Genomic DNA, 19,158 nt, shown 5'->3' on the forward strand with positions numbered 1-19,158 from the left:
CTTATTCCCACTTGAATGTGTAACTAGCGATAATAAATGCTCCGATTAACCATCCGCCTAAAATGGCGGCTTCCATACCAAGACTTGCAAAGGATGCCCCAACATTCATTGTCTCACGCAATGCATGACTGAGATGGGCGATGGGAAGCACATGGACGATAGGCTGTAAAAATTCTGGCATATTTTTAATTGGGAAAAAGACACCGCCAAGAAACAGCATCGGAAACGATAAAAATCCCGCAATTGGTGCAGCGCTTTCCGGTGTTTTCGCAATACCGGCAATAATAAAGCCAATCGCCATAAATGCCAGTGTCCCTAAAATAACAAAGCTCACTAACGTGAACCAGGAACCTCTTACCTCTACATTAAAAATAAGACGTGCGACGCCGAGGACAATCAAAGCTTGAAGCCCGTTAAGTACGAGCCGAGCTGAGATTTGAGCGGCGATGAAGGTAGAGGCTTTAAGTGTTGTTCCTTGCATACGTCTTAGAATGCCTCTTTCTCGCCAAGCGGCAATTTGGCCGGCCACCCCATTCATGTTGTTGCTCATAATCATCATGGCTACAATACCTGGAACTAAAAAATCAATATACTGTAAATTTAGTGTTTCTACACCTTTGGCATCCGTAACAACCACAGGCTGGTACGCCGTTTTTTCTTTACTGATGCCGTCCACGACATTGTTGACCAATTGCAAGCCGACCTGTGAGACAGCCATATTGGTTTCGTTATAATATACCGGAATGGAAGCAGGATTAGAACCGGCTGAGATTGTTTGTCCATATCCTCTTGGTATGACAACAACAAGCTGAATATCGCCCTTTTTTAATTGCTGCAAGGCTGTAGATTCTTTCTCTAATGTTTGGACATCGATGGCTTTGTAGGATTTTAGTGCTTTTTGCATATCGCTTGATTGTGCGGATTGATCTTGGTCTACTATCCCTAGCGTTACACTCATTCCGTTGCCATTCCCTAAAAAAGATCCGAGCATAACCATTAAAAAAATCGGAAAAGCAAGCGTCCAAAATAACACTTGTCGATTGCGCATAAAAATGCGCAGCTGCGTTAGAGTTAATTGCCAATATGCTCTCATGCTTCTCGCAAGCTCCTTCCTGTCATATGTATAAACACATCTTCAAGTGTCGCTGTTCTTGTTTGTAAGTCAAGGAGCTGCAGGTCATGCTGCGCAGCAAAAGCAATGAGACTTGTAAGTGTTGCTTGTAAATCATCTGTATATAGAATATGAAAATCTTTTTGTGAACCTATTTGTTTTACACCATCTATAGCAGCAAGGTCCACTGTATGTTCTTCACCAAAACGAAATTGCACTGCACTACTGGATTGTAATTGCTTGACGAGCTCATTTGGTGTATCTAGAGCAATCAATGTACCTTGATCCATAATGGCAATGCGGTCGCATAACACATGAGCTTCATCCATATAGTGGGTAGTCAGCATAACTGTTTTGCCCCGCTCTTTTAAGCGCAAAACAATATCCCATAATGTACGTCTTGCTTGGGGATCAAGTCCTGTTGTTGGCTCATCTAGAAAGATAACCAGCGGATCGTGAACCAGTGCTAAAGCAATAGCAAGGCGTTGTTTTTGACCGCCTGATAGGCCTTTAATCCTGTTGTTTCGCTTATCTGTCAGCAGCATATCTTCAATTAAATCCGGAATAGAAACATGCTTTGGATAAAAGCTGGCGTACAGATGTAAAATTTCTTCAACAGTTAATAATTCAAATAACGTGGTAGATTGTAGCTGTACACCAATCACTTCTTTTACTTTTTGCAAGTCTGTAACAATATCATAATCTGCAATAGTGGCTGTACCACCATCTGGCTTTCTTAGTCCAACGAGCATTTCCAGCGTCGTTGTTTTCCCAGCGCCGTTTGGACCCAACAAGCCAAAAATTTCTCCTTTTTGTACTTCAAACGTATTGCCTTTGACCGCCTGAAAGTCACCATATGTTTTAACAAGACCTTGTACCCGTATGATGGGTTCCATCGTATGCACCTCTCATTCTATTTCCGTTTAAATAGCCGCTTCCACGTACATAACTTTTGAAAGCGATTCATCCATTCACACGCTGGATTCAATGCATGTTCACGCAAGCAGTAATAGCGAGTTCTGCCTTCTTTGCGCTGCGAAACGAGTTTAGCTTGCTCTAGCACCTTTAAGTGTTTAGACACTGCTGGAAGCGACATGTCAAACGGAGCTGCCAGTTCTGTAACACTCCTCTCTCCATCTGCAAGCATCTCAAGAATGCTTCTTCTAGTGGGATCTGCTAATACCGAAAACACATCATCCAAATAATCATCACTATACTTAACCATATGGTTAAGTATAGTGATGATTAGGTTGTACTGTCAAATAATAATAAATATAAAAAGAACGCAACAGTTGCGTTCTTTTTAAGAGCGATATTTTCTTCTCTCCATACGTGTTTGTCCTTCTACTGGTTTATCTACAGTATTGATAGTAAAATCCATTTCTTTCGGCTCTTGTTTCTGCCGGTTAAGAGCCTTCTTTTTGCGTAAATGAACGTTTGGCAATCTAGGCAAGCGAGGTAAGGAAATACGATAGCTCGGGCGTTTCCGTTTCTTTTTTCGCCTTTCTTTTTTTGGTTCTTCGTCTCTGCGAGGGCTTAATAAGCCACCAATCAAAAAACCGCCAATCATAAGTAATAGATACAGTCTTTCTGTTGTAAACGTATTTAACATGTTTTGCAATGTAAGTAATGACTGTGTTTCCTTGATATCCCACAGAACGGCTCCCCATAAACCAAGCAAAGCACCTGTGATGGCGTACGTGCGGAACTTGAACACAAATGGAATGATTGCGACACAGGCAGCAATTTTCGCATGAGATATAAGCGTATCTACCGTCACAAACGTATCATAAAGTACCCATATATTCGTAAAAAACGCACTGTATGTGATCCAGCTCCAGAAACGAGAAGAAGTGCGCTTTGTCATGTAGCTTGCTACGCTCGTTACAAATAACAGACCGCCAAGAAAAATAGATAACATCACTGGAAATTGTTTTATATAGCCTGCAATGGGAAGAAGAAAGCTCAGTAGGATAAGGAATATATCAAATAATTTCATCACTTTCGCTCCTTTCTGCAAAATCATATTGTAGTATGAAGTACACCGGAACGCAATTCATTTCTTTATCAAAATATGACATAACGAATAAAAAACGCAGGATAATGCTCCTGCGTTTTTTATTCGTTAATTACGGGTTTATCGTAGTTAAATCCAAATGTCTCAACTGTGACCTTTTTCATCTTTTGTTCGGTTAGGGGTTTATCTACACTATTACGCTTCACATTAACAATTTCATTGACAACATCCATACCTGCAATGACTTTCCCAAATGCCGCATATTCTCCATCAAGCTGCGAGGCATCTGCCACCATAATGAAAAACTGCGAACCTGCCGAGTTTGGATCGTTTGCTCTCGCCATAGAAAGCACACCTGTTTGATGCTTTAAATTATTTTTAAAACCGTTAGCTGTAAATTCCCCTTTGATGGTGTGACCAGGACCACCAGTTCCTGTTCCAGTAGGATCACCGCCTTGAATCATAAAACCTGGGATGACGCGATGAAACGTTGTACCGTCATAAAACCCTTTTTGTACCAGTGAGATAAAGTTTAAGACTGTATTTGGGGCAATATCCGGATATAGCTCTGCTTTTATTTGTTTATCGTTTTCCATGACAATTGTTACTACTGGATTTTTATCCACCTTTATTTTCTTGACGGTTTCTGTCTTAGGCTTGTCCCCGTCTGAACAGCCCACGAGTAACAACATGAGGCAAAGTGAATACAGAAATGCTTTTAGTTTCATTGTGTTCGTTCCTTTCTATGTATGCTTACAACGCTTTTATTGTACTCTTTTTCAAAACAGATGTATATATCAGGCATGCCGTAATGATATACTATATGGAAAAATCATGTAATGACAAGGGGTGTAAGCATGGATCGTTATTATGTTGGTGTGATATGTATTATCTTGTCTGCGATTGGGTTTGGCATGATGCCCATTTTTGCGCTGTATGCGTATGAAGGCGGCATTAACGTGACGGCTCTGTTATTTTTTCGCTTTTTATTCGCGGCCCTTCTCTTTTTCTTATACAGTATGATGAAGAAGCTTCGTGTAAGGGTAGGGAGAAAGGAATGTACAAGCCTGATTGTATTGGGAGGCGGACTGTATACAATTCAATCATTAACGTATTTTTCATCTATCCAGTACATACCTTCTTCGCTTGCAGCACTACTTTTATACATGTTTCCTATTTTTGTTACGCTGTTATCTTTTGTATTAGAAGGAGAAGCCGTTACAAGAAAAACGGTTTCAGCGATCGTGTTATCATTGGGCGGACTTGTGCTAGTACTCGGTGCTTCCTTTGACGTACTAAAGATGAGCGGTGTTATATATGCGATAGCGGCCGCGGTCGTATATTCTTTATACATTGTTTACAGCAACCGTGTTCTTCAGACAGTATCGCCTATTGTAACAAGTGGTTACATCGCTTTATTTGCAGCCGCCTCTTTGTTTGGGGTGAGTATCTGGCAAGGTACCCTTTCTATAGACTTCTCCTGGAGGGTTTGGCTTCCTGTAGCGGCAATTGTTTTCATCTCAACTGTTATGACCATGCTTACATTCTTTAAGGGGTTGTCGCTCATTGGTTCTACCAAGTCCTCCATTATTTCTATGATTGAGCCGCTTGTTACCATCGGTTTATCGGCCGCATTTTTGGGAGAGCGTTTATCACAATGGCAAATGCTTGGCGGAATGTGCGTTCTTTCCGGCGCTTTACTTGTCATTATCGTACGAGGACATCAGACAGAAGCTGAGATAGAATGCGAAAAACACACGCTGTAATAGCGTGTGTTTTTCTGTTAATCGTTACGTTCTTGAATCGTACGATATAATCTTTTAATCGTTTCAACATGCAGTGCCTCATGATAGAAACTAAATAAAAATGTTTCACCAATGGTATGAAATGTCATGCCGGAACGATTTGTAAACGGTCCAGGAAGCCTTGCCTCGAGACGCTCTGGTATAAAGGTTTGAATACGTTCTTGTTGCAACTTACTTTCGGTAAGCAATTGCGCAAAGGAAGGCGGTGTTTCTTGCCAATCCGCTGGCTTTGTACCAGCTGCGAATAATCTCTCATATTGCAAAGGCACTTGAAGTATTTCACCAGCTGCTCCAAAAACAAGACGTTCTTGCACAAAGAGGATATGACCAAGATTCCAGCGGATGCTGTTGTTAAAGCCTTCCGGTACACTATCAGCTAAGCTTTCAGGTATTTTCTCCATGAGATTTTCAGTGATGGTTCTTACTGTTTTCATATGTGTAAACAAAAGATTTTCCATAGTTGCCTCCGTTTCTTATTTCTGATCAAGGATAGGTCAGATGACGATACTTTATTTTATGTAGTTCTTGTTCATGATTTATTTTCCTTCTTTTGGTATTGCTTGTAACTACATTTTCTTTATCATCAAAACCCCTAACATGTATATTCCTCCGGCTACAACGAACGCGGCAAACACATTCATTTCATCTGCGATACTACCGAAAAGCAAGGTACCCATACTAAAGGAAAGTGAAGTGACAGACTGGTGAGTTGCATAAACAAATGGTAATTTGGTTTGAGAAATTTTCTGTTGTAACATGGTGTGAAGGTGAATTTGTTTCATTTGATCTGCTATACCAAATAGAAACGTGAGCAACAAAGCTATCATGATAGAACGGTTAATAGAAAAGCCGATGGTTGTAGCGCTGGTAATAGCAGCTGTAAACATCAGTAAGGCTCTTGGATTTACATAGGAATGTAAGCGTAAAATCGCAATGCCTCCGACAAGCAAACCAATAAAGAAAGTACTGTTAATGTATCCCCACCATATTTCGCTAACTCCGAGCGCATGTACGTAAACCAGTAGAATGGCAGAAATCCAGACAGCACTACTCATACTTTCCAGTGCCAACAGTATTGTGATGATACGTACAAAGCGCTGTGATAGCACGACCTGCCAGCCGACAAGCATTTCTTTCCAAGTTGATGTAGTTAGTGCTTCCGGTTTCTCTTCATGAAGCAAGGATTGAAAAACACCTCCGGCCACTAAGGAAAAAGCATATAACAGCAGTGCCAATAACAAGACATGTTTAGGAGAGTATAGTACGACAAGTGTACTACCGAGTGGCCAGCTCATAAGCTGAATGACTTGGTTAGAAATTTGCACAATGCTATTTGCCTTTAATACATCAGTTGACAACTTGGGAATAAATGAAGTTTGTACTGGTCTTGCAAATCCATCTAAAAACGCAATTATAGCTACAAGAGCAAACAAGACGTACAGCGGATATCCCTGATAGCAAATGAAACTTAACACCAAGGTTTTCAGCAATTGTGTGACCAGCAGGATCTGTCCATGTTTTACACGATGTAATGCATAAGGCAGACAGAAGCCACTGATAAATAAAGACAGTGTAATCACAACAGGTACAGCGGCAGCTGCCGAAGCTTGCTGTGTGTGTTTATATACCATTGCAATTAGTGCAACGATGTATAAAGCATCTCCCGCATTGGCAAGGATTTGATTAATAAGTAGCAAACGAAATAAACGTCTCATTTCTAGACGCCTCCTCTTTTATTCAATTTTGAGGTTAACATTTCGTTTGGCTCCTTACATTGGACTCCTGCCCTTCTATTTAGATTGTATTCATTGTAACATCACTACTCCTTACTGTATACAAACAGCTTTTCAAATAGCATCAATCGTATTATGATAAACAAAATATTGATGAAAGAAGTGGGAAACATTGCAAACATATACAGCTAAAAATGGGGTAAACGTATATATTCGCGAAGCTGTTCGTGAAGACGCACAAAATATGATTGACTTTTACAATGTGGTAGGCGGCGAAAGCGACTTTCTATCATTCGGATCTAATGAGTTTAATAAATCATTAGCGGATTATCAAGAGTTCGTGTCAGCTACGAAAGCTGCGCAAAGCTCCATTATTTTACTTGCATTCATTAACGATCATCTTGCAGGTATTGCTTCTATTACATCAGGTCAAAAGGCCCGAAACAAACACAATGGTACATTAGGCATTGTGGTGGCTCAGGCATATACGGGAATGGGCATTGGGCGATACCTGTTGCAAATGCTCATTCAATGGGCGCGGGAAAATGGCATTACGAAGAAAATTAACCTTATTGTGAGTGAACCAAATACGCGTGCTATTTCTTTATATCGTGAGCTAGGTTTTCAGCAAGAAGGGATATTGAAACATGATGCTTATATCAATGGCGTCTATATTGATGCTATCGCAATGGGTCTGTGGCTTGGATATGAACAACAAGTATGACAATGAAACAATGGGTGTGCTGATATAAAAACCAAACGCTCTGTGTAGAGCGTTTGGTTTTTATATATTCAATCTTAGTATAACTGGACAGTGATCACTTCCCAAAATATGTGCATGTATGGCAGCCTCTCTTATATTACTTGCCAGCTGCAGGGAAACAAGGAAGTAGTCGATACGCCATCCGATATTTCGTGCCCGTACACCGTTCATATACGACCACCATGTATAAGCGCCTTCTTGGTGTGGTTGTAAATAACGGAAGCTGTCGACAAACCCACTTGCTAACAACTCTGTCAACTTGTTACGTTCCTCATCAGTGAAACCAGAATTCCCTTTATTCGGCTTTGGATTGCGCAAATCAATTTCCTGATGAGCGACATTTAAATCGCCGCACATAATGACTGGCTTCACAGTATGTAGCTTTTGTAAATAAGCGCGCATCCGATCTTCCCAAGCTAGCCGGTATGGCAATCTGGCTAAATCCCGCTGTGCGTTTGGTGTATAGACGTTGATAAGGTAGAAATCGTGAAATTCGAGTGTTAGAATCCGCCCTTCTGGTTCAGAATCTGCATTGAGCCCATAGAAAATTGAAAGCGGCTTTTGTTTTGTGAACACCGCAACACCTGAATACCCCTTTTTCTCAGCGTAATTCCAGTATTGGTAGTATCCATCTAATTCCAGATGGATTTGTCCCTCCTGTAGCTTTGTTTCTTGGATACAAAATATATCTGCATCCATTTCATAAAAATAGTCTAAAAAGCCTTTGCGCACACAAGCGCGCAGACCGTTTACGTTCCAAGAAATCAATTTCATTGCTATGTATCCTCATGTGATTATTTTTTAGTATAGTAAATTATGTTTGTTATGAAAAAAATAACGGTGTTATACAATTTTTAAATTATTTCAATATAACTTAAAGTGATGGTTGGCAAATCTTTAAAAAATTACAAGACGCACACTTTTGCGGGTGCTCCTGCTTTTCAAATAAAGATAAATCAATCGGTTTATTGCGTTCTACATCCTCTACATACTGAAGCATTTGCCCAACACTTAGCAGCATCATATCATGCACCTGATCTAAATCCTCAACCTCCACTGCATGCGTTCGGCTGCATCCGGTTGCCAAGTATTCATTCCGAATTTCAATTTTGTTGTGCGGAATATGGTAGGTATCATGCAGGTACATTGCATACAAAGCAAGCTGATTGCGATCTTCCTCTGTTTCTTTTCCTGTTTTCCAATCTGTAATGGTCCAGATATTGCGTGCTTCATTTTCATATAAGACATCCATTACCACGAAAACCTTAATGTCGTTTAATCGAAACGAATGGAATTGCTCCGATTCGTACAGATGGATATGCTTCCCTTGCATAATATCTTGAAAGCTCGTACTTTGGTAGAGATGCTCCAAACAAGCTTGTAAGCGGGCAGTGATGTCAGAAATAGCGGAAGCTTCTGGTGTCTCTCCATACACCAGCTCACGTAAAAGTGGTACATCTTTCGGCTTTTGGTGCCAAAGGTGCTGATTTTGTGAATACCTATAAGCTTGATTCAACTTGTCACGAACATGCTTTTCTATATTTGGAAGAGGGGGCAGTGGTTTGCCGCGATAGTTTGTTATTAATGCATGTATCACCTGGTGAAGCACATCTCCGACATACATGTGGAGGTTGCTCAGTTTTTTCAGAAAGTACGCTTCTTGTGCGCTTGGCGGCGCATCAAAACGCCAACCGTTATGGGAAACATAATACTGATAAGCATACTTACGTCTACACGTAAAAAAGGTTTTATGTCGGCTCATTGACCATGAAAACTCTGGATAGGGCTTTACTTCAAACACGTACATCACTCCCTTTCTTACATTATAGCAAATAACAAAAAGAGCCGCTTATGTGCGGCTCTTTCCTTATGCAGTTTGTTTTCGTTTACGATTGCGAATTTTCATGAGTACTTCATACACAACAGGTACGATGATAAGTGTTAATAGTGTAGAGCTAATAAGTCCACCGATAACGGTAACACCAAGACCTTTTGAAATCAAACCGCCGCCTTCTGCACCAATCGCGAGTGGAATCAAAGCGCCCACAGTAGCAATTGCGGTCATTAAAATAGGACGCACTCGTGTAACGGCCGCTTCCAGCAGTGCCTCACGTGTGGATAGGCCTTCTTTTTCTTTTTGAATCACACGGTCAATTAAAACAATTGCATTTGTTACGACAATACCAATGAGCATGAGTGCACCAATTAGAGCAGAAACACTGATGGTCTCACCAGCAATCAGTAAGGCAACAAGTGCACCAATGACAGTGAACGGCAGTGAGAATAAAATAGCAAACGGTGCCAGTCCGCCTCCGAATGTAATCACAAGTACGAAATAAACGATCGCAATAGCGGCTAGCATTGCAAGACCAAGCTGCTTAAAGGATTCATTAATTTGCTCTGTTACGCCTCCAAAGGAAACATCAACTGTTTTTGGTTTTTCTAACGCATCAACATCCTTTTGTAAATCAGCTGATGCTTTAGCAACATCCTTTGTAGTGATGTCAGCAGAAATCTCTGCATAGATTCTTCCATCACGTTTTGTAATGGTGTTGGAAGTTTTTCCTTCTTTTACGTCTACCACTTCTTTTAATGGTACTTCAATACCTAGCGGTGATAGTATGGTTTGGTTTGTTACGTCTGTAATACTGCCAAAGTCTTCTTTCTTAACAGATACATACACATTTAATTCTTTGCCATCTTTTTGAATGGTTGTCAGGACAGGTTGTTGTCCCGTCTGTAATAAAGACATTCCAATTTGACCAGCTGTTAATCCTAATTTGCTGAGTTTATCTTGATTTGCTACAAGTGTATATTCATCGTATGCTTCTGCCAGGCTAGAATCCACATTTGTAAAGGTAGCATCTTTTTTCATAATCTCTGTAATCTTACTAACAACCGGTTCGATAACGGCACGGGATTCACCATATACAAACAACGATAGCTTATTGCTCGCACCGCCACTTCCCATATCTTGATAGCCCCACTGTCCTTTATCTGCTATGTGTTGCAAATCTTTGAGAACAGTTTCTTTTTCTTTTGAAAACTCTTTTGTATCGTCTTTATACATAACGTAAAACAGTGCTTGTTTTGTTGCAGCTGGATTCATTGGATTGCTGCCACCAACGGAATATTGCAAGGTTTTTACGTCCTTTTTATCTTGGAAGTACTTTTCAGCATTCAGTGCCATGCTTTGTACATCTTCTTCTGTTTCACCAGGTGCTGGGTTATACGTTGCAATGATTGTTTTTTCTTCCTCAGAACCAAGGAAGCTTACGCCAATGCTTGGTACTAAGAATAAGCTGCCAACTAGAAGAAGAACTGCCATGCCAAAGGAAATGACTTTATGGCGAAGAGACCATGCTAGCACGCCGCGATAGAACATTGCAATGCGACTTGGCTTATCATGTTGTTTTGCCCCTTCTTTCATTTCCTTTTTAAATAACGAGTGCGCCAGCATCGGAACGACTGTAACTGCCACAATAAGTGAAGCCGACAATGCAAATACCACTGTCAAAGCAAATGGCAGGAACAATTCGCCTACCGGACCGCTGACCAAACCAAGTGGTAAAAATACAGCAATGGTTACCACGGTTGACGACAAAATTGGAATAAACATTTCACGCGTTGCCTCTCGGATCAAATCCATCCCGCGCAGTTTTTCTTCTTTGAGTGATAGACGTCGGTAAATGTTTTCAATTACTACGATGGAGTCATCCACAACCCGTCCAATTGCCACCGTCATGGCACCTAGCGTCATAATGTTAAGAGAAATATCCATTTGCTTTAGGAATAGGACCGCGATTAATAGTGATAAGGGAATTGAAACAATCGAGATAATTGTTGATTTAATATCACGAAGGAACAGCAAGATAATCACCACAGCAAAGATTGCACCAACCATTGCTTTGTTCAGCATCGTGTTTACAGACTCTTCAATTGGCTCACCTTGGTCAAACATAGTAACAAGTGTGACATCTTTATAATCTTTTTCAAATTGCTTCATTTCTTTTTTTACAGCGTTTACAACATCGACTGTATTATCATCAGCGCCTTTTACAACCTGAATGCCAATGGATTGTTCCCCATTTGTACGGGAAATCGATTCTGCTTTGCTTAACACTTCTACAGTAGCGATATCTTTAAGCTGCACAGTTGGCAGTCCAGTTGCTGTTGGTTTAACAGCTGCTGCAGGTGCTTGTCCCTGTGCGGGGATAAGCGGGATAGAGAGGTTTTGCAAATCGGTTAGTTTCAAAATGTTTCCATCTAATACAACGGACTTTTCTTCTTTATCAATTGTATACAGACCAAGCGGCATATGAACCGCAGATCCTTTAATGATGTTTGTAACGGTTTCTTGTGTGAGACCATACTCCTTTAGTTTGGCTTCATCAAAGGTAAGCTGAACTTCTTCAACCTGTTGTCCTGCAATTGTCACGGAAGATACACCTTCTATACCTTCTAAGACCGGAACGAGTTCTTTTTCAACCAGTTTTGTAAGGTCAGCGAGAGATTGTCCTTTGGCAGAAGCACTTAAGCTAATAACAGGAAATGCATTTAAGCTAAGACGAGAAATAGCCGGCTCTTGCACGCCGTCTGGTAGTTTAATTTTATCTACCGCTTCCTTTGCTTCTGCAAGCGCTTCGTCCATATCTGTACTGTAACTATACTCGATTTGTATGGAAGAAGCATTCGCAAACGAAGTAGAGCTAACAACATCTGTGCCCTTTAAATTTTTTACGCGTTGTTCAATAGGTTCTGTAACCTTGTCTGCAACTTCATCCGGTGTTGCCCCCGGGTAAATGGTTGTAATTGTAATAAGCGGCGTATTAATATTTGGCAATGTTTCCATCTTCATGTTGGTTCCGGCATACAACCCGGCTACTGTTATGATGATGGTTAAGAGCCAAATTGCCAGCTTGTTGCGGAGGGAAAAATTAATAATGCTGTTCAATCGGTTTCACCTCTATGACTGTTAGTTTTTTCAAAAATGACTGATTGGTCACTCTATTTTTGTACTATAGATGATTTCTATCACTTTAGCAAGTATAAAAGAATAGGCTGCCACGAAGGTAGGATAAGACCTGACTTGCCAACAGCGTTTGGTTTCCGCTATGATAAAATGACCAATGATTCAGTAAAAGATGAATATATGTATAGATGCTTAGTGAATTTGATGATAAAGGTGATTATGATGAATGAACGTAAAAAAAGATTAATTGAAGAAGCGACAAGACTGTTTGGACAAAAAGGCTATCACGCCACTTCGATTCAAGATATCGTAGAACGAAGTGGGATGGCAAAAGGTTCGTTTTATAACCATTTTAGCTCTAAGGAAGAGCTTGTTCTTTCTATTATCAAGTATCATCATAGAGTGCTTATGGAGAACATGACTACTGTAGATCCCTTTTTAAACGAACGTGAGACTTTTATGCAGCAACTACAAGTACAACTTTATTATGTGTACGAACATAAAGATCTCATTCAAATGCAGTTGCAAGAGCGGACACTTCCGATGAATGAAGAGATTCATCAGCTTCTTTTTAAGGTAAGGGCACAGTCACTAAATTGGTTATGCAAAAGACTAATTGCAGTGTACGGAGAGCATATTTCTCCTTATGCACTCGACTGCGTCACATTATTAAGCGGGATGATGAAGGAATACTTATTTTATGTCGTATTTGATCAAAAGCAGCTCGCACCAGAAGATATTGTTATGTTTTTAATGAGGCGATTAGATGCTATCGTCGAAAGCTTTACTCCGGGCGAAGAGCCCCTTTTACACGAAGATATGATGGCGGACTTTGTATATGCAGAGGTGTCAGAAAAACAAGAACAGCAACAACAGCTTCTCTCTACTATTTCCTGTATGCGCAATATATTGCAGGATATTGAAATGAACAAAAAACAACGTGATGGGATGCTTTCTTCATTAGATGCACTTGAAAATGAGTTCGCGAACTTGCAGCAAGAGCCGCGTGAATATATTGTCCAAGGTCTTCTGTTATATATGAAGCAGCCTAATATACCTGAATTAAACCCGCACCTACAAACCATATCACAGCTTTTAGAAGCCAATATATAACAGGATGTGATGGAATGCTCGATACGTATCATAATCCATATAACAATCGAGAGCTTCTTGCAAAGCTTTTGTATCAAAGCCAGACAACAGAGCAAGCACTTGACCAGGCAAATGTCTTATTTGATGCTTTGCCAGATAAAAACCCTATTCTCTCCACATGGGATAAAATGTACAGCTATTGTTCTCCTTTTACAACGAACGCACAGCCTGTGACAGCACTTACTTCCTCTACCCGGCCAAGCTGGATGAATGAGCTCGATCGCGAATATCAGGCATTTACAAATATGCCTACAGTTCATGTTACAGACTTTGGGGCAATTGGAGACGGTATAACAGATAGTACGAAAGCATTTCAACAGGCGATCGGAAACGGTCGTGTAAAGGTCATCGTACCAGAGGGAATATTTGTTACAAAAGGGATTCAGCTTCCCTCTTGGACGTATTTGGTAGGAGAAGGAAAAGGGATCACGATAATAAAACTTCATAATAAAGCTTCAAAAGATATGCGCCTCGTAACGAATATGCATCATAGACGAGGAAATCGAAATATCTATATTGGAAATATGACCTTAGACTGGAATATAGAACGACTTAGCAGCGATGAGAAAACAAGCAGCGGCAACAACCAGTCCAGCTGTGTGACGTTGGCACATGTAAAGTACGGATGGATAAAGGATGTAGAGGCAATTAATCCAGGCCTGCATTGCTTTGATGTGTCGTCCACTCGCTATAATTACGAAGGAGATGGCAAGCGCGCGCGTGGCGGCAGTCGTTATATATGGCTAGACGGCTTGAATGGATATGGTTTTGGTGATGATGGTATTACGACACATCACAGTGATTATGTTTGTATTTCGAATTGTCATATGTGCGATCCGAGTGGACGTTCACATGAAAGCGGCTTTTCTAATTCGAATGGTATTGAAGTGGACGACGGCTCCCGACATGTATTGCTGTTACACAACTCTACCGCGCGCTGCTTTGGCGGTGTGGAAGTCAAAGCACACCACAATTCGTCCGCAGCATCTGATGTCGTCATTGCTGGGCATATCTCACTGCATGACAACCGTTCATACAACTTTCGTCACATCGGGCATCATGTCAGCACAGATCCACCATCAAAAACAGCGTATTACATTAAGGCAGTAAATCTGGTTGCGATTGAGCCTGTTCGTACCCCTCTTTACAAGAATTCAAAACAGCGCGGAATGGTCATTTCGGCCTACCAAAACGTAGTTGTTCATAACTTTACACTGCTTGGAAATCCCGCATATGATTATCAAAACCAACCGATCATTGCTGTTCAGTATCGAGCGCGGGACATTGTTTTAAGCAATATATATATCGAAAATTTCAAGAGTGCTAGTACAGACCTTAAAATATTTGGCGGGCTGCAGCGTGCAGATCGGGTGACGGTGCAGCATATGAGAAGTCGTAATTCTGCTCTTAGTGCGGTATACGTAGGTGAAGCTGTAGAGGATGTGAAGTTAGAGGCTATCAATGTCATTCGTGAAAACGGGAAATATGCGGTGCGTTCATACACGCCTATTTTCATGAAAGATGTATATGCTCGTGGATATAAGCAACATATTTTTGTAGATTAACATATATAAAAATCACTACAGAAGCCGCTTTTACAACGAGCGGCTTTCTAAGCTACAAGATGGGTTATAATTTCTGCTATCTCAACCGCTTGATAAATATATACATCATAAGAGAGTGGTGGTATAATGAACCACAAAAGGAAATTTAAGAGAGTTTTTTGCGGTTATTTATGGCTATCCCCCGTAACGGAAATCAACAATACCCTTTAACAGAGCCTATTTCATAAGGAGGAATAGCAATGAAAAAATAGCCTATGTAACTGGTGTAAGTCTTTTGTTCCTCTCTTTATCGGCTTGTAATACACCTGTATCAAAAAGCGTTCCTTCTAGCTCGGTAGCTTCTTCTCATACACAAGAAACAGCAAAAGCACAAGACCTTTCAAACATTACATCACTAGCCGTTCCGAACAAAGTTGTGTATGTACATAATGGAATTCGGACAACTTACACAAACGAAAATCCCAAATTTCAAAATATCATAGAGATGAATGCTGTGCGCCAAACAAGTACACTAGAGGCATTAAAACTTGCAATTGATTCTGCTACTGTTGCGAAACAGGGAGATTATTTGATTTACGAGTATGAAAACAATCGTTATGAATCTGTGTATTTTCACTTGATGTCATCTCCTGATAACAACTTTGCTAATTGGGTGGCAAATGTTGATGGTAAAAACGTCACGCCTTACGGAAACCTCGCGCCTGTCGACGAGCTATTAACCTATTTAAAGCGCTAATCTTCCGTAGAAAAACAGGCACGACTATACAGTCATGCCTGTTTTTCTATTTTATAAAATCTGCGATGCGCGAAGCGACTTGTAGCAAATAAGTGTCTTCATGCGGAACAAACGCTGGTTTATTTGCAGGTATGTTTACTTCTGTTCGTATCCCTTCCGTATCTTCTAGAAAACCAGATAGGATAAGGATTTCTTGTGTACCGCGACAAAATGCGTAAAAATCGGTAAACTTTGCTTCTAATAGACCGCTTACTTCTTCGCGCTGTAACTCATAACGAGGCATACCTTCGTAAAGATATAAAAACACATGACAAATTTCTCTATCTATGAACGCATCTGTTGTCACATTGTATAGAATGACTCCTAGAGAATGAAGTTCTTCAAAGGATAGTGTGATTCCGAGCTCCTCTTCTACCTCACGCAAGCCGTCTTGGACAGTTTCGTGTGCCAGCAGATGACCGGCTGCTGTAATATCTAATAAGTTCGGATAATCTTGCTTGAGAGAGCTTCGCATTTGAAAAGTAATGTAATATTCGCCCTCTTCTTTTCTTAAAAACCAGCAGTGAAAGGTTTCATGCCAATGACCAAGGCGATGTACCTCTTCTCTTGTGGCCGTTCCTATTTTTTGCTGCTGTTCGTTGAATATAGCAAGGTGCTCTTTCATGATGTATCCCCCTTTCTCGGTAGCATAATATATATAAAACAAATACTTGCTGCTTCACCTTACTTTACATGTAGGTTTTTTAATCGTTCGAATACATCTGTCTTAGAAAGATGGAATGATTGCCATGTGCCTGGTTTAGAAACAGTTTGCGTTTGCAATTCTAGAAGTATATCTCGCAAACCTGGATAATCAGGGTTTGATTCATAGACAGAAATCAATGCGCTTATCCCTTCATCAGATACAGTTGACAAATAGGCAATATCCAATTTTCCCGTCTGTTCAAACCGCTGCAGATTTTTCTCTACAATGAATCCATTTATATTCACAACGTTTAGTAACACATAATATACCAAAGATGCAATGAGATAGAAATGAAGTAGAGAAATACGCTCTAACCAAACTTTTGCCAACGTATAAGCAAAAATAACTCCCAGAAAAATCATGAACGTGTGCGGCAAAACACGCAATACAGTAAATCCATATGCTTCTTCATATAAAGCAAGACGCCAAAATGCTGATATTAGCATAACTCCAGTCATTAAGATAAACAGTGTAAGCATGCTCTGAATAAATCGCTTAAGCTTGCCAATCAGCTTTGTCCAGGTCACTACGCTTGTTACAACAAGTAAATTAATTAATGCAACCACAACCAATTCAAAAAAACCGCGGCGTGCGTACTCGGCATACGTGAGATCACCTTGTAAGGTCCCGCTAAAAAAGTAGGAAAATTGCAATGTCACAAATAAAATATAGATAGTATTCATACTTACTAATATAGTAGAAACAATAACAGCATCCCACTTTTTTTCGATTATTTTCCCTTGGGCAGCCTGCACTTCTTCTGGCTTACGAAGGGTTTGTAAAAAGCTGAATACCACACAGACGTATACGCAAATGACAAGAGAACGTGCAATGCCAATTTCTATGTCCAATGTACGTAACCAGTGAGGAAAACGACCAAGTGTTTCACTAAAGCGCATATCTGCTGAAGAAAGCAGCAGGATGACAACGAATAAAAGCGGCAACGACAATAACAAACCCATGAGTATACGAAAGCCAACGTGAGAAGTATTTCCTCTCATCCGTTGTCTCATCGCTCTCCTACTATACGATACAGTACTAGCGAAATAACTAAAAGCCTCAAAGAATTTAGTCAGTATAAATAGGACAACCACAGGACGATGCCATGAAACGTGTCGTGTCACAATCACGCTATGTACCACCATCAGCACCGGAATAATGAGAAGATTTAATCCGTAAAACACCGGGCTGTCGTACAAAAAGTAACTTGCGGCCAGTAACCATATAGATCCAAGCAGTAACAAGCCAATCCGCTTATTTACGAATGGAAATGAACGAAAGTGCCAAAAGAAAATCCAATAAAATACAACCACATATACAAGATAGGAAATACCAATCATGCTGTGAAAAAAGGCTTGCTCGTATAACACACCAAGTACGATACAGAGTAGAAAAAACACAATATTTTGCTTAAAATGAGCGTGTTCCATAATATCCTCCTATACATAGATATTATATATACATAGTAATTCTATGTATATATGCAAAAAAATTATATCGACTGGTTTTTGCCAAAGTAATAGCCCACACAACAAATAGGATACAATAGAGCAGTTGCAGCGATACAAAGAATAATAAAAGTCCTAGAAAGCAAAGGATGAAACCATTCGTGTGGGATGACGCGAAACAATACAAGCAACATCAAAGTAAGGTTGGGAAGCAGTGAGATAGCAAATGTTTTGCGCATCAGTTGTTTTCCTTCTGCCCCAAAGCTTTTGCCGATTTCATAGCCAAGAAGACCCCAAAATAACATATAGAGTACCATAATCATGGTAGGAATAGCCGTTAATATATTCCATATATGCTGTAGCCACTGCGCTTGATGAAAGAGATGTAAAAAGGTAAAAAACCCTCCAAGCAAAAAGAAGCAAACATTTAGCAGAAAAAAGTGCAACAAGGTTGTATGATGAGTAACAGAAAGCTCTTCACGCCACAAATCTGCCACTTCTTTCGGGCTACCAATGCGATTTGTAAAGCAGATCATCCACTCTTCTACCGTTTCTTTATCACTTTCTTCTAGAATGATTTCAGATAGATGAACATCGTAGTCAAATAATATCGTTTCGAGCTCAGTATGCTTGTGCAATTCTTTTTGTAATTGCTTTAGGTATGCTTCTTTTGCCTTAAGATGGATCATGCTCAGGTCCTCTCATGACCTTATTCATTACGCGTACGAATTGCTCCCACTCTGACGTTTTCTCCTGCAGCATTCGTGTACCTTCTTCTGTAATTCGATAATACTTACGCGCTGGTCCTTTTTCTTGCTCCTGCCAGTAGTACGTAATATAGCCCTGTTTTTCTAGCTTGTGCAATGCTGGGTATAACGTGCCTTCTTTAATTTGCATGTACTGATCGCTTCTTCTTTCAAGTTCTTTTACGAGTTCGTAGCCATATCGATCACACTCTTGTAAAAGCTGTAACACAAGAAGAGATGTACTGCCTTTTACTAATTCTCGATTAAACAATTGCTTCACCTACCTAGAATTATGAGGTATATAATGCATCTTATCATAGTGTTAAAACCAAATACAAGTCTCTTTCGCATAAATTTGTTAAAAA

At 40.2% G+C, this 19,158-nt stretch carries 19 protein-coding genes; 5 read left to right on the forward strand and 14 right to left on the reverse strand.

The genetic code is table 11. The features are described from left to right. Position 1: 1 nt before the first annotated feature. The 5 genes from MUG87_RS02230 to MUG87_RS02250 all read right to left on the reverse strand — a co-directional run bounded on the left by MUG87_RS02230 (position 2) and on the right by MUG87_RS02250 (position 3,856). Positions 2-1,093 (reverse strand): ABC transporter permease, encoded by a 1,092-nt coding sequence (locus MUG87_RS02230; RefSeq protein WP_247085129.1) that lies wholly within the window; start codon positions 1,091-1,093, stop codon positions 2-4. Next, complete coding sequence (locus MUG87_RS02235) at positions 1,090-2,007, reverse strand: ABC transporter ATP-binding protein (protein ID WP_247085131.1); 918 nt, start codon at positions 2,005-2,007, stop codon at positions 1,090-1,092. Before MUG87_RS02235 ends, MUG87_RS02230 begins: the two co-directional genes overlap by 4 nt. A gap of 17 nt (positions 2,008-2,024) precedes the next feature. Beyond that, complete coding sequence (locus tag MUG87_RS02240; RefSeq protein ID WP_247087453.1) at positions 2,025-2,303, reverse strand: ArsR/SmtB family transcription factor; 279 nt, start codon at positions 2,301-2,303, stop codon at positions 2,025-2,027. Between the two features lie 111 nt (positions 2,304-2,414). Further along, a complete protein-coding gene (locus MUG87_RS02245; RefSeq protein ID WP_247085133.1) occupies positions 2,415-3,110 on the reverse strand; it encodes a DUF3959 family protein in 696 nt (231 codons plus the stop codon). A gap of 119 nt (positions 3,111-3,229) precedes the next feature. Further along, on the reverse strand, positions 3,230-3,856 hold the full coding sequence (locus MUG87_RS02250; RefSeq protein ID WP_247085136.1) for a peptidylprolyl isomerase: 627 nt from the start codon (positions 3,854-3,856) through the stop codon (positions 3,230-3,232). 129 nt (positions 3,857-3,985) lie between these two features. On the opposite strand from MUG87_RS02250, the gene MUG87_RS02255 reads away from it, so the two are divergent. Next, on the forward strand, positions 3,986-4,894 hold the full coding sequence (locus MUG87_RS02255; RefSeq protein ID WP_247085138.1) for a DMT family transporter: 909 nt from the start codon (positions 3,986-3,988) through the stop codon (positions 4,892-4,894). A gap of 17 nt (positions 4,895-4,911) precedes the next feature. On the opposite strand, the gene MUG87_RS02260 is transcribed toward MUG87_RS02255, so the two are convergent. Both MUG87_RS02260 and MUG87_RS02265 read right to left on the reverse strand, forming a co-directional pair. Next, positions 4,912-5,391 carry a DinB family protein gene (locus MUG87_RS02260; RefSeq protein ID WP_247085140.1) on the reverse strand — a complete coding sequence of 160 codons (480 nt, stop codon included), beginning with the start codon at positions 5,389-5,391 and terminating at the stop codon, positions 4,912-4,914. A gap of 108 nt (positions 5,392-5,499) precedes the next feature. Next, a complete protein-coding gene (locus tag MUG87_RS02265) occupies positions 5,500-6,648 on the reverse strand; it encodes an MFS transporter (protein WP_247085142.1) in 1,149 nt (382 codons plus the stop codon). A 190-nt stretch (positions 6,649-6,838) separates the two neighbouring features. On the opposite strand from MUG87_RS02265, the gene MUG87_RS02270 reads away from it, so the two are divergent. Continuing rightward, positions 6,839-7,390 (forward strand): GNAT family N-acetyltransferase, encoded by a 552-nt coding sequence (locus tag MUG87_RS02270; protein WP_247085144.1) that lies wholly within the window; start codon positions 6,839-6,841, stop codon positions 7,388-7,390. A 60-nt stretch (positions 7,391-7,450) separates the two neighbouring features. Here MUG87_RS02270 and MUG87_RS02275 read toward each other — a convergent pair whose 3' ends face one another. From MUG87_RS02275 to MUG87_RS02285, 3 genes are all read right to left on the reverse strand, one after another. Beyond that, positions 7,451-8,203, reverse strand: coding sequence for an exodeoxyribonuclease III (locus MUG87_RS02275; protein ID WP_247085146.1), 753 nt, complete (start codon positions 8,201-8,203; stop codon positions 7,451-7,453). Positions 8,204-8,303: 100 nt separating this feature from the next. After that, on the reverse strand, positions 8,304-9,230 hold the full coding sequence (locus MUG87_RS02280; RefSeq protein ID WP_247085148.1) for a PD-(D/E)XK nuclease family protein: 927 nt from the start codon (positions 9,228-9,230) through the stop codon (positions 8,304-8,306). A 66-nt stretch (positions 9,231-9,296) separates the two neighbouring features. After that, positions 9,297-12,383 carry an efflux RND transporter permease subunit gene (locus tag MUG87_RS02285; RefSeq protein WP_247085150.1) on the reverse strand — a complete coding sequence of 1,029 codons (3,087 nt, stop codon included), beginning with the start codon at positions 12,381-12,383 and terminating at the stop codon, positions 9,297-9,299. Between the two features lie 135 nt (positions 12,384-12,518). On the opposite strand from MUG87_RS02285, the gene MUG87_RS02290 reads away from it, so the two are divergent. The 3 genes from MUG87_RS02290 to MUG87_RS02300 all read left to right on the forward strand — a co-directional run bounded on the left by MUG87_RS02290 (position 12,519) and on the right by MUG87_RS02300 (position 15,854). Further along, positions 12,519-13,514 carry a TetR/AcrR family transcriptional regulator gene (locus MUG87_RS02290; protein WP_247085152.1) on the forward strand — a complete coding sequence of 332 codons (996 nt, stop codon included), beginning with the start codon at positions 12,519-12,521 and terminating at the stop codon, positions 13,512-13,514. Between the two features lie 14 nt (positions 13,515-13,528). After that, the gene (locus MUG87_RS02295; RefSeq protein WP_247085153.1) at positions 13,529-15,118 is read left to right on the forward strand and encodes a glycoside hydrolase family 55 protein; all 1,590 of its coding nucleotides are present in this window, start codon (positions 13,529-13,531) and stop codon (positions 15,116-15,118) included. 274 nt (positions 15,119-15,392) lie between these two features. After that, entirely contained in the window at positions 15,393-15,854 is a 462-nt protein-coding gene (locus tag MUG87_RS02300) for a hypothetical protein (protein ID WP_247085155.1), read from the forward strand. Between the two features lie 46 nt (positions 15,855-15,900). Here the strand turns inward: MUG87_RS02300 and MUG87_RS02305 are convergent, their stop codons facing one another. From MUG87_RS02305 to MUG87_RS02320, 4 genes are all read right to left on the reverse strand, one after another. Continuing rightward, entirely contained in the window at positions 15,901-16,518 is a 618-nt protein-coding gene (locus tag MUG87_RS02305) for an NUDIX hydrolase (RefSeq protein WP_247085157.1), read from the reverse strand. A 59-nt stretch (positions 16,519-16,577) separates the two neighbouring features. Then, a complete protein-coding gene (locus MUG87_RS02310) occupies positions 16,578-18,029 on the reverse strand; it encodes a DUF4153 domain-containing protein (RefSeq protein ID WP_247085159.1) in 1,452 nt (483 codons plus the stop codon). A gap of 62 nt (positions 18,030-18,091) precedes the next feature. Then, positions 18,092-18,736 carry a hypothetical protein gene (locus MUG87_RS02315; RefSeq protein ID WP_247085161.1) on the reverse strand — a complete coding sequence of 215 codons (645 nt, stop codon included), beginning with the start codon at positions 18,734-18,736 and terminating at the stop codon, positions 18,092-18,094. Next, positions 18,723-19,064 (reverse strand): PadR family transcriptional regulator, encoded by a 342-nt coding sequence (locus MUG87_RS02320; RefSeq protein WP_124564790.1) that lies wholly within the window; start codon positions 19,062-19,064, stop codon positions 18,723-18,725. The genes MUG87_RS02315 and MUG87_RS02320 overlap by 14 nt, the downstream gene beginning before the upstream one ends. Between the last annotated feature and the right edge of the window lie 94 nt (positions 19,065-19,158).

Source organism: Ectobacillus sp. JY-23 (assembly GCF_023022965.1).
GTDB lineage: Bacteria > Bacillota > Bacilli > Bacillales > Bacillaceae_G > Ectobacillus.

What these genes read in the sequence shown, in the direction of transcription:
- MUG87_RS02305 (WP_247085157.1), bottom strand. Translation starts at nt 16,518, where the DNA reads ATGAAAGAGCACCTTGCTATATTCAACGAACAGCAGCAAAAAATAGGA.
- MUG87_RS02250 (WP_247085136.1), bottom strand. Translation starts at nt 3,856, where the DNA reads ATGAAACTAAAAGCATTTCTGTATTCACTTTGCCTCATGTTGTTACTC.
- MUG87_RS02275 (WP_247085146.1), bottom strand. Translation starts at nt 8,203, where the DNA reads ATGAAATTGATTTCTTGGAACGTAAACGGTCTGCGCGCTTGTGTGCGC.
- MUG87_RS02315 (WP_247085161.1), bottom strand. Translation starts at nt 18,736, where the DNA reads ATGATCCATCTTAAGGCAAAAGAAGCATACCTAAAGCAATTACAAAAA.
- MUG87_RS02295 (WP_247085153.1), top strand. Translation starts at nt 13,529, where the DNA reads ATGCTCGATACGTATCATAATCCATATAACAATCGAGAGCTTCTTGCA.
- MUG87_RS02310 (WP_247085159.1), bottom strand. Translation starts at nt 18,029, where the DNA reads ATGGAACACGCTCATTTTAAGCAAAATATTGTGTTTTTTCTACTCTGT.
- MUG87_RS02255 (WP_247085138.1), top strand. Translation starts at nt 3,986, where the DNA reads ATGGATCGTTATTATGTTGGTGTGATATGTATTATCTTGTCTGCGATT.
- MUG87_RS02230 (WP_247085129.1), bottom strand. Translation starts at nt 1,093, where the DNA reads ATGAGAGCATATTGGCAATTAACTCTAACGCAGCTGCGCATTTTTATG.
- MUG87_RS02260 (WP_247085140.1), bottom strand. Translation starts at nt 5,391, where the DNA reads ATGGAAAATCTTTTGTTTACACATATGAAAACAGTAAGAACCATCACT.
- MUG87_RS02265 (WP_247085142.1), bottom strand. Translation starts at nt 6,648, where the DNA reads ATGAGACGTTTATTTCGTTTGCTACTTATTAATCAAATCCTTGCCAAT.
- MUG87_RS02235 (WP_247085131.1), bottom strand. Translation starts at nt 2,007, where the DNA reads ATGGAACCCATCATACGGGTACAAGGTCTTGTTAAAACATATGGTGAC.
- MUG87_RS02245 (WP_247085133.1), bottom strand. Translation starts at nt 3,110, where the DNA reads ATGAAATTATTTGATATATTCCTTATCCTACTGAGCTTTCTTCTTCCC.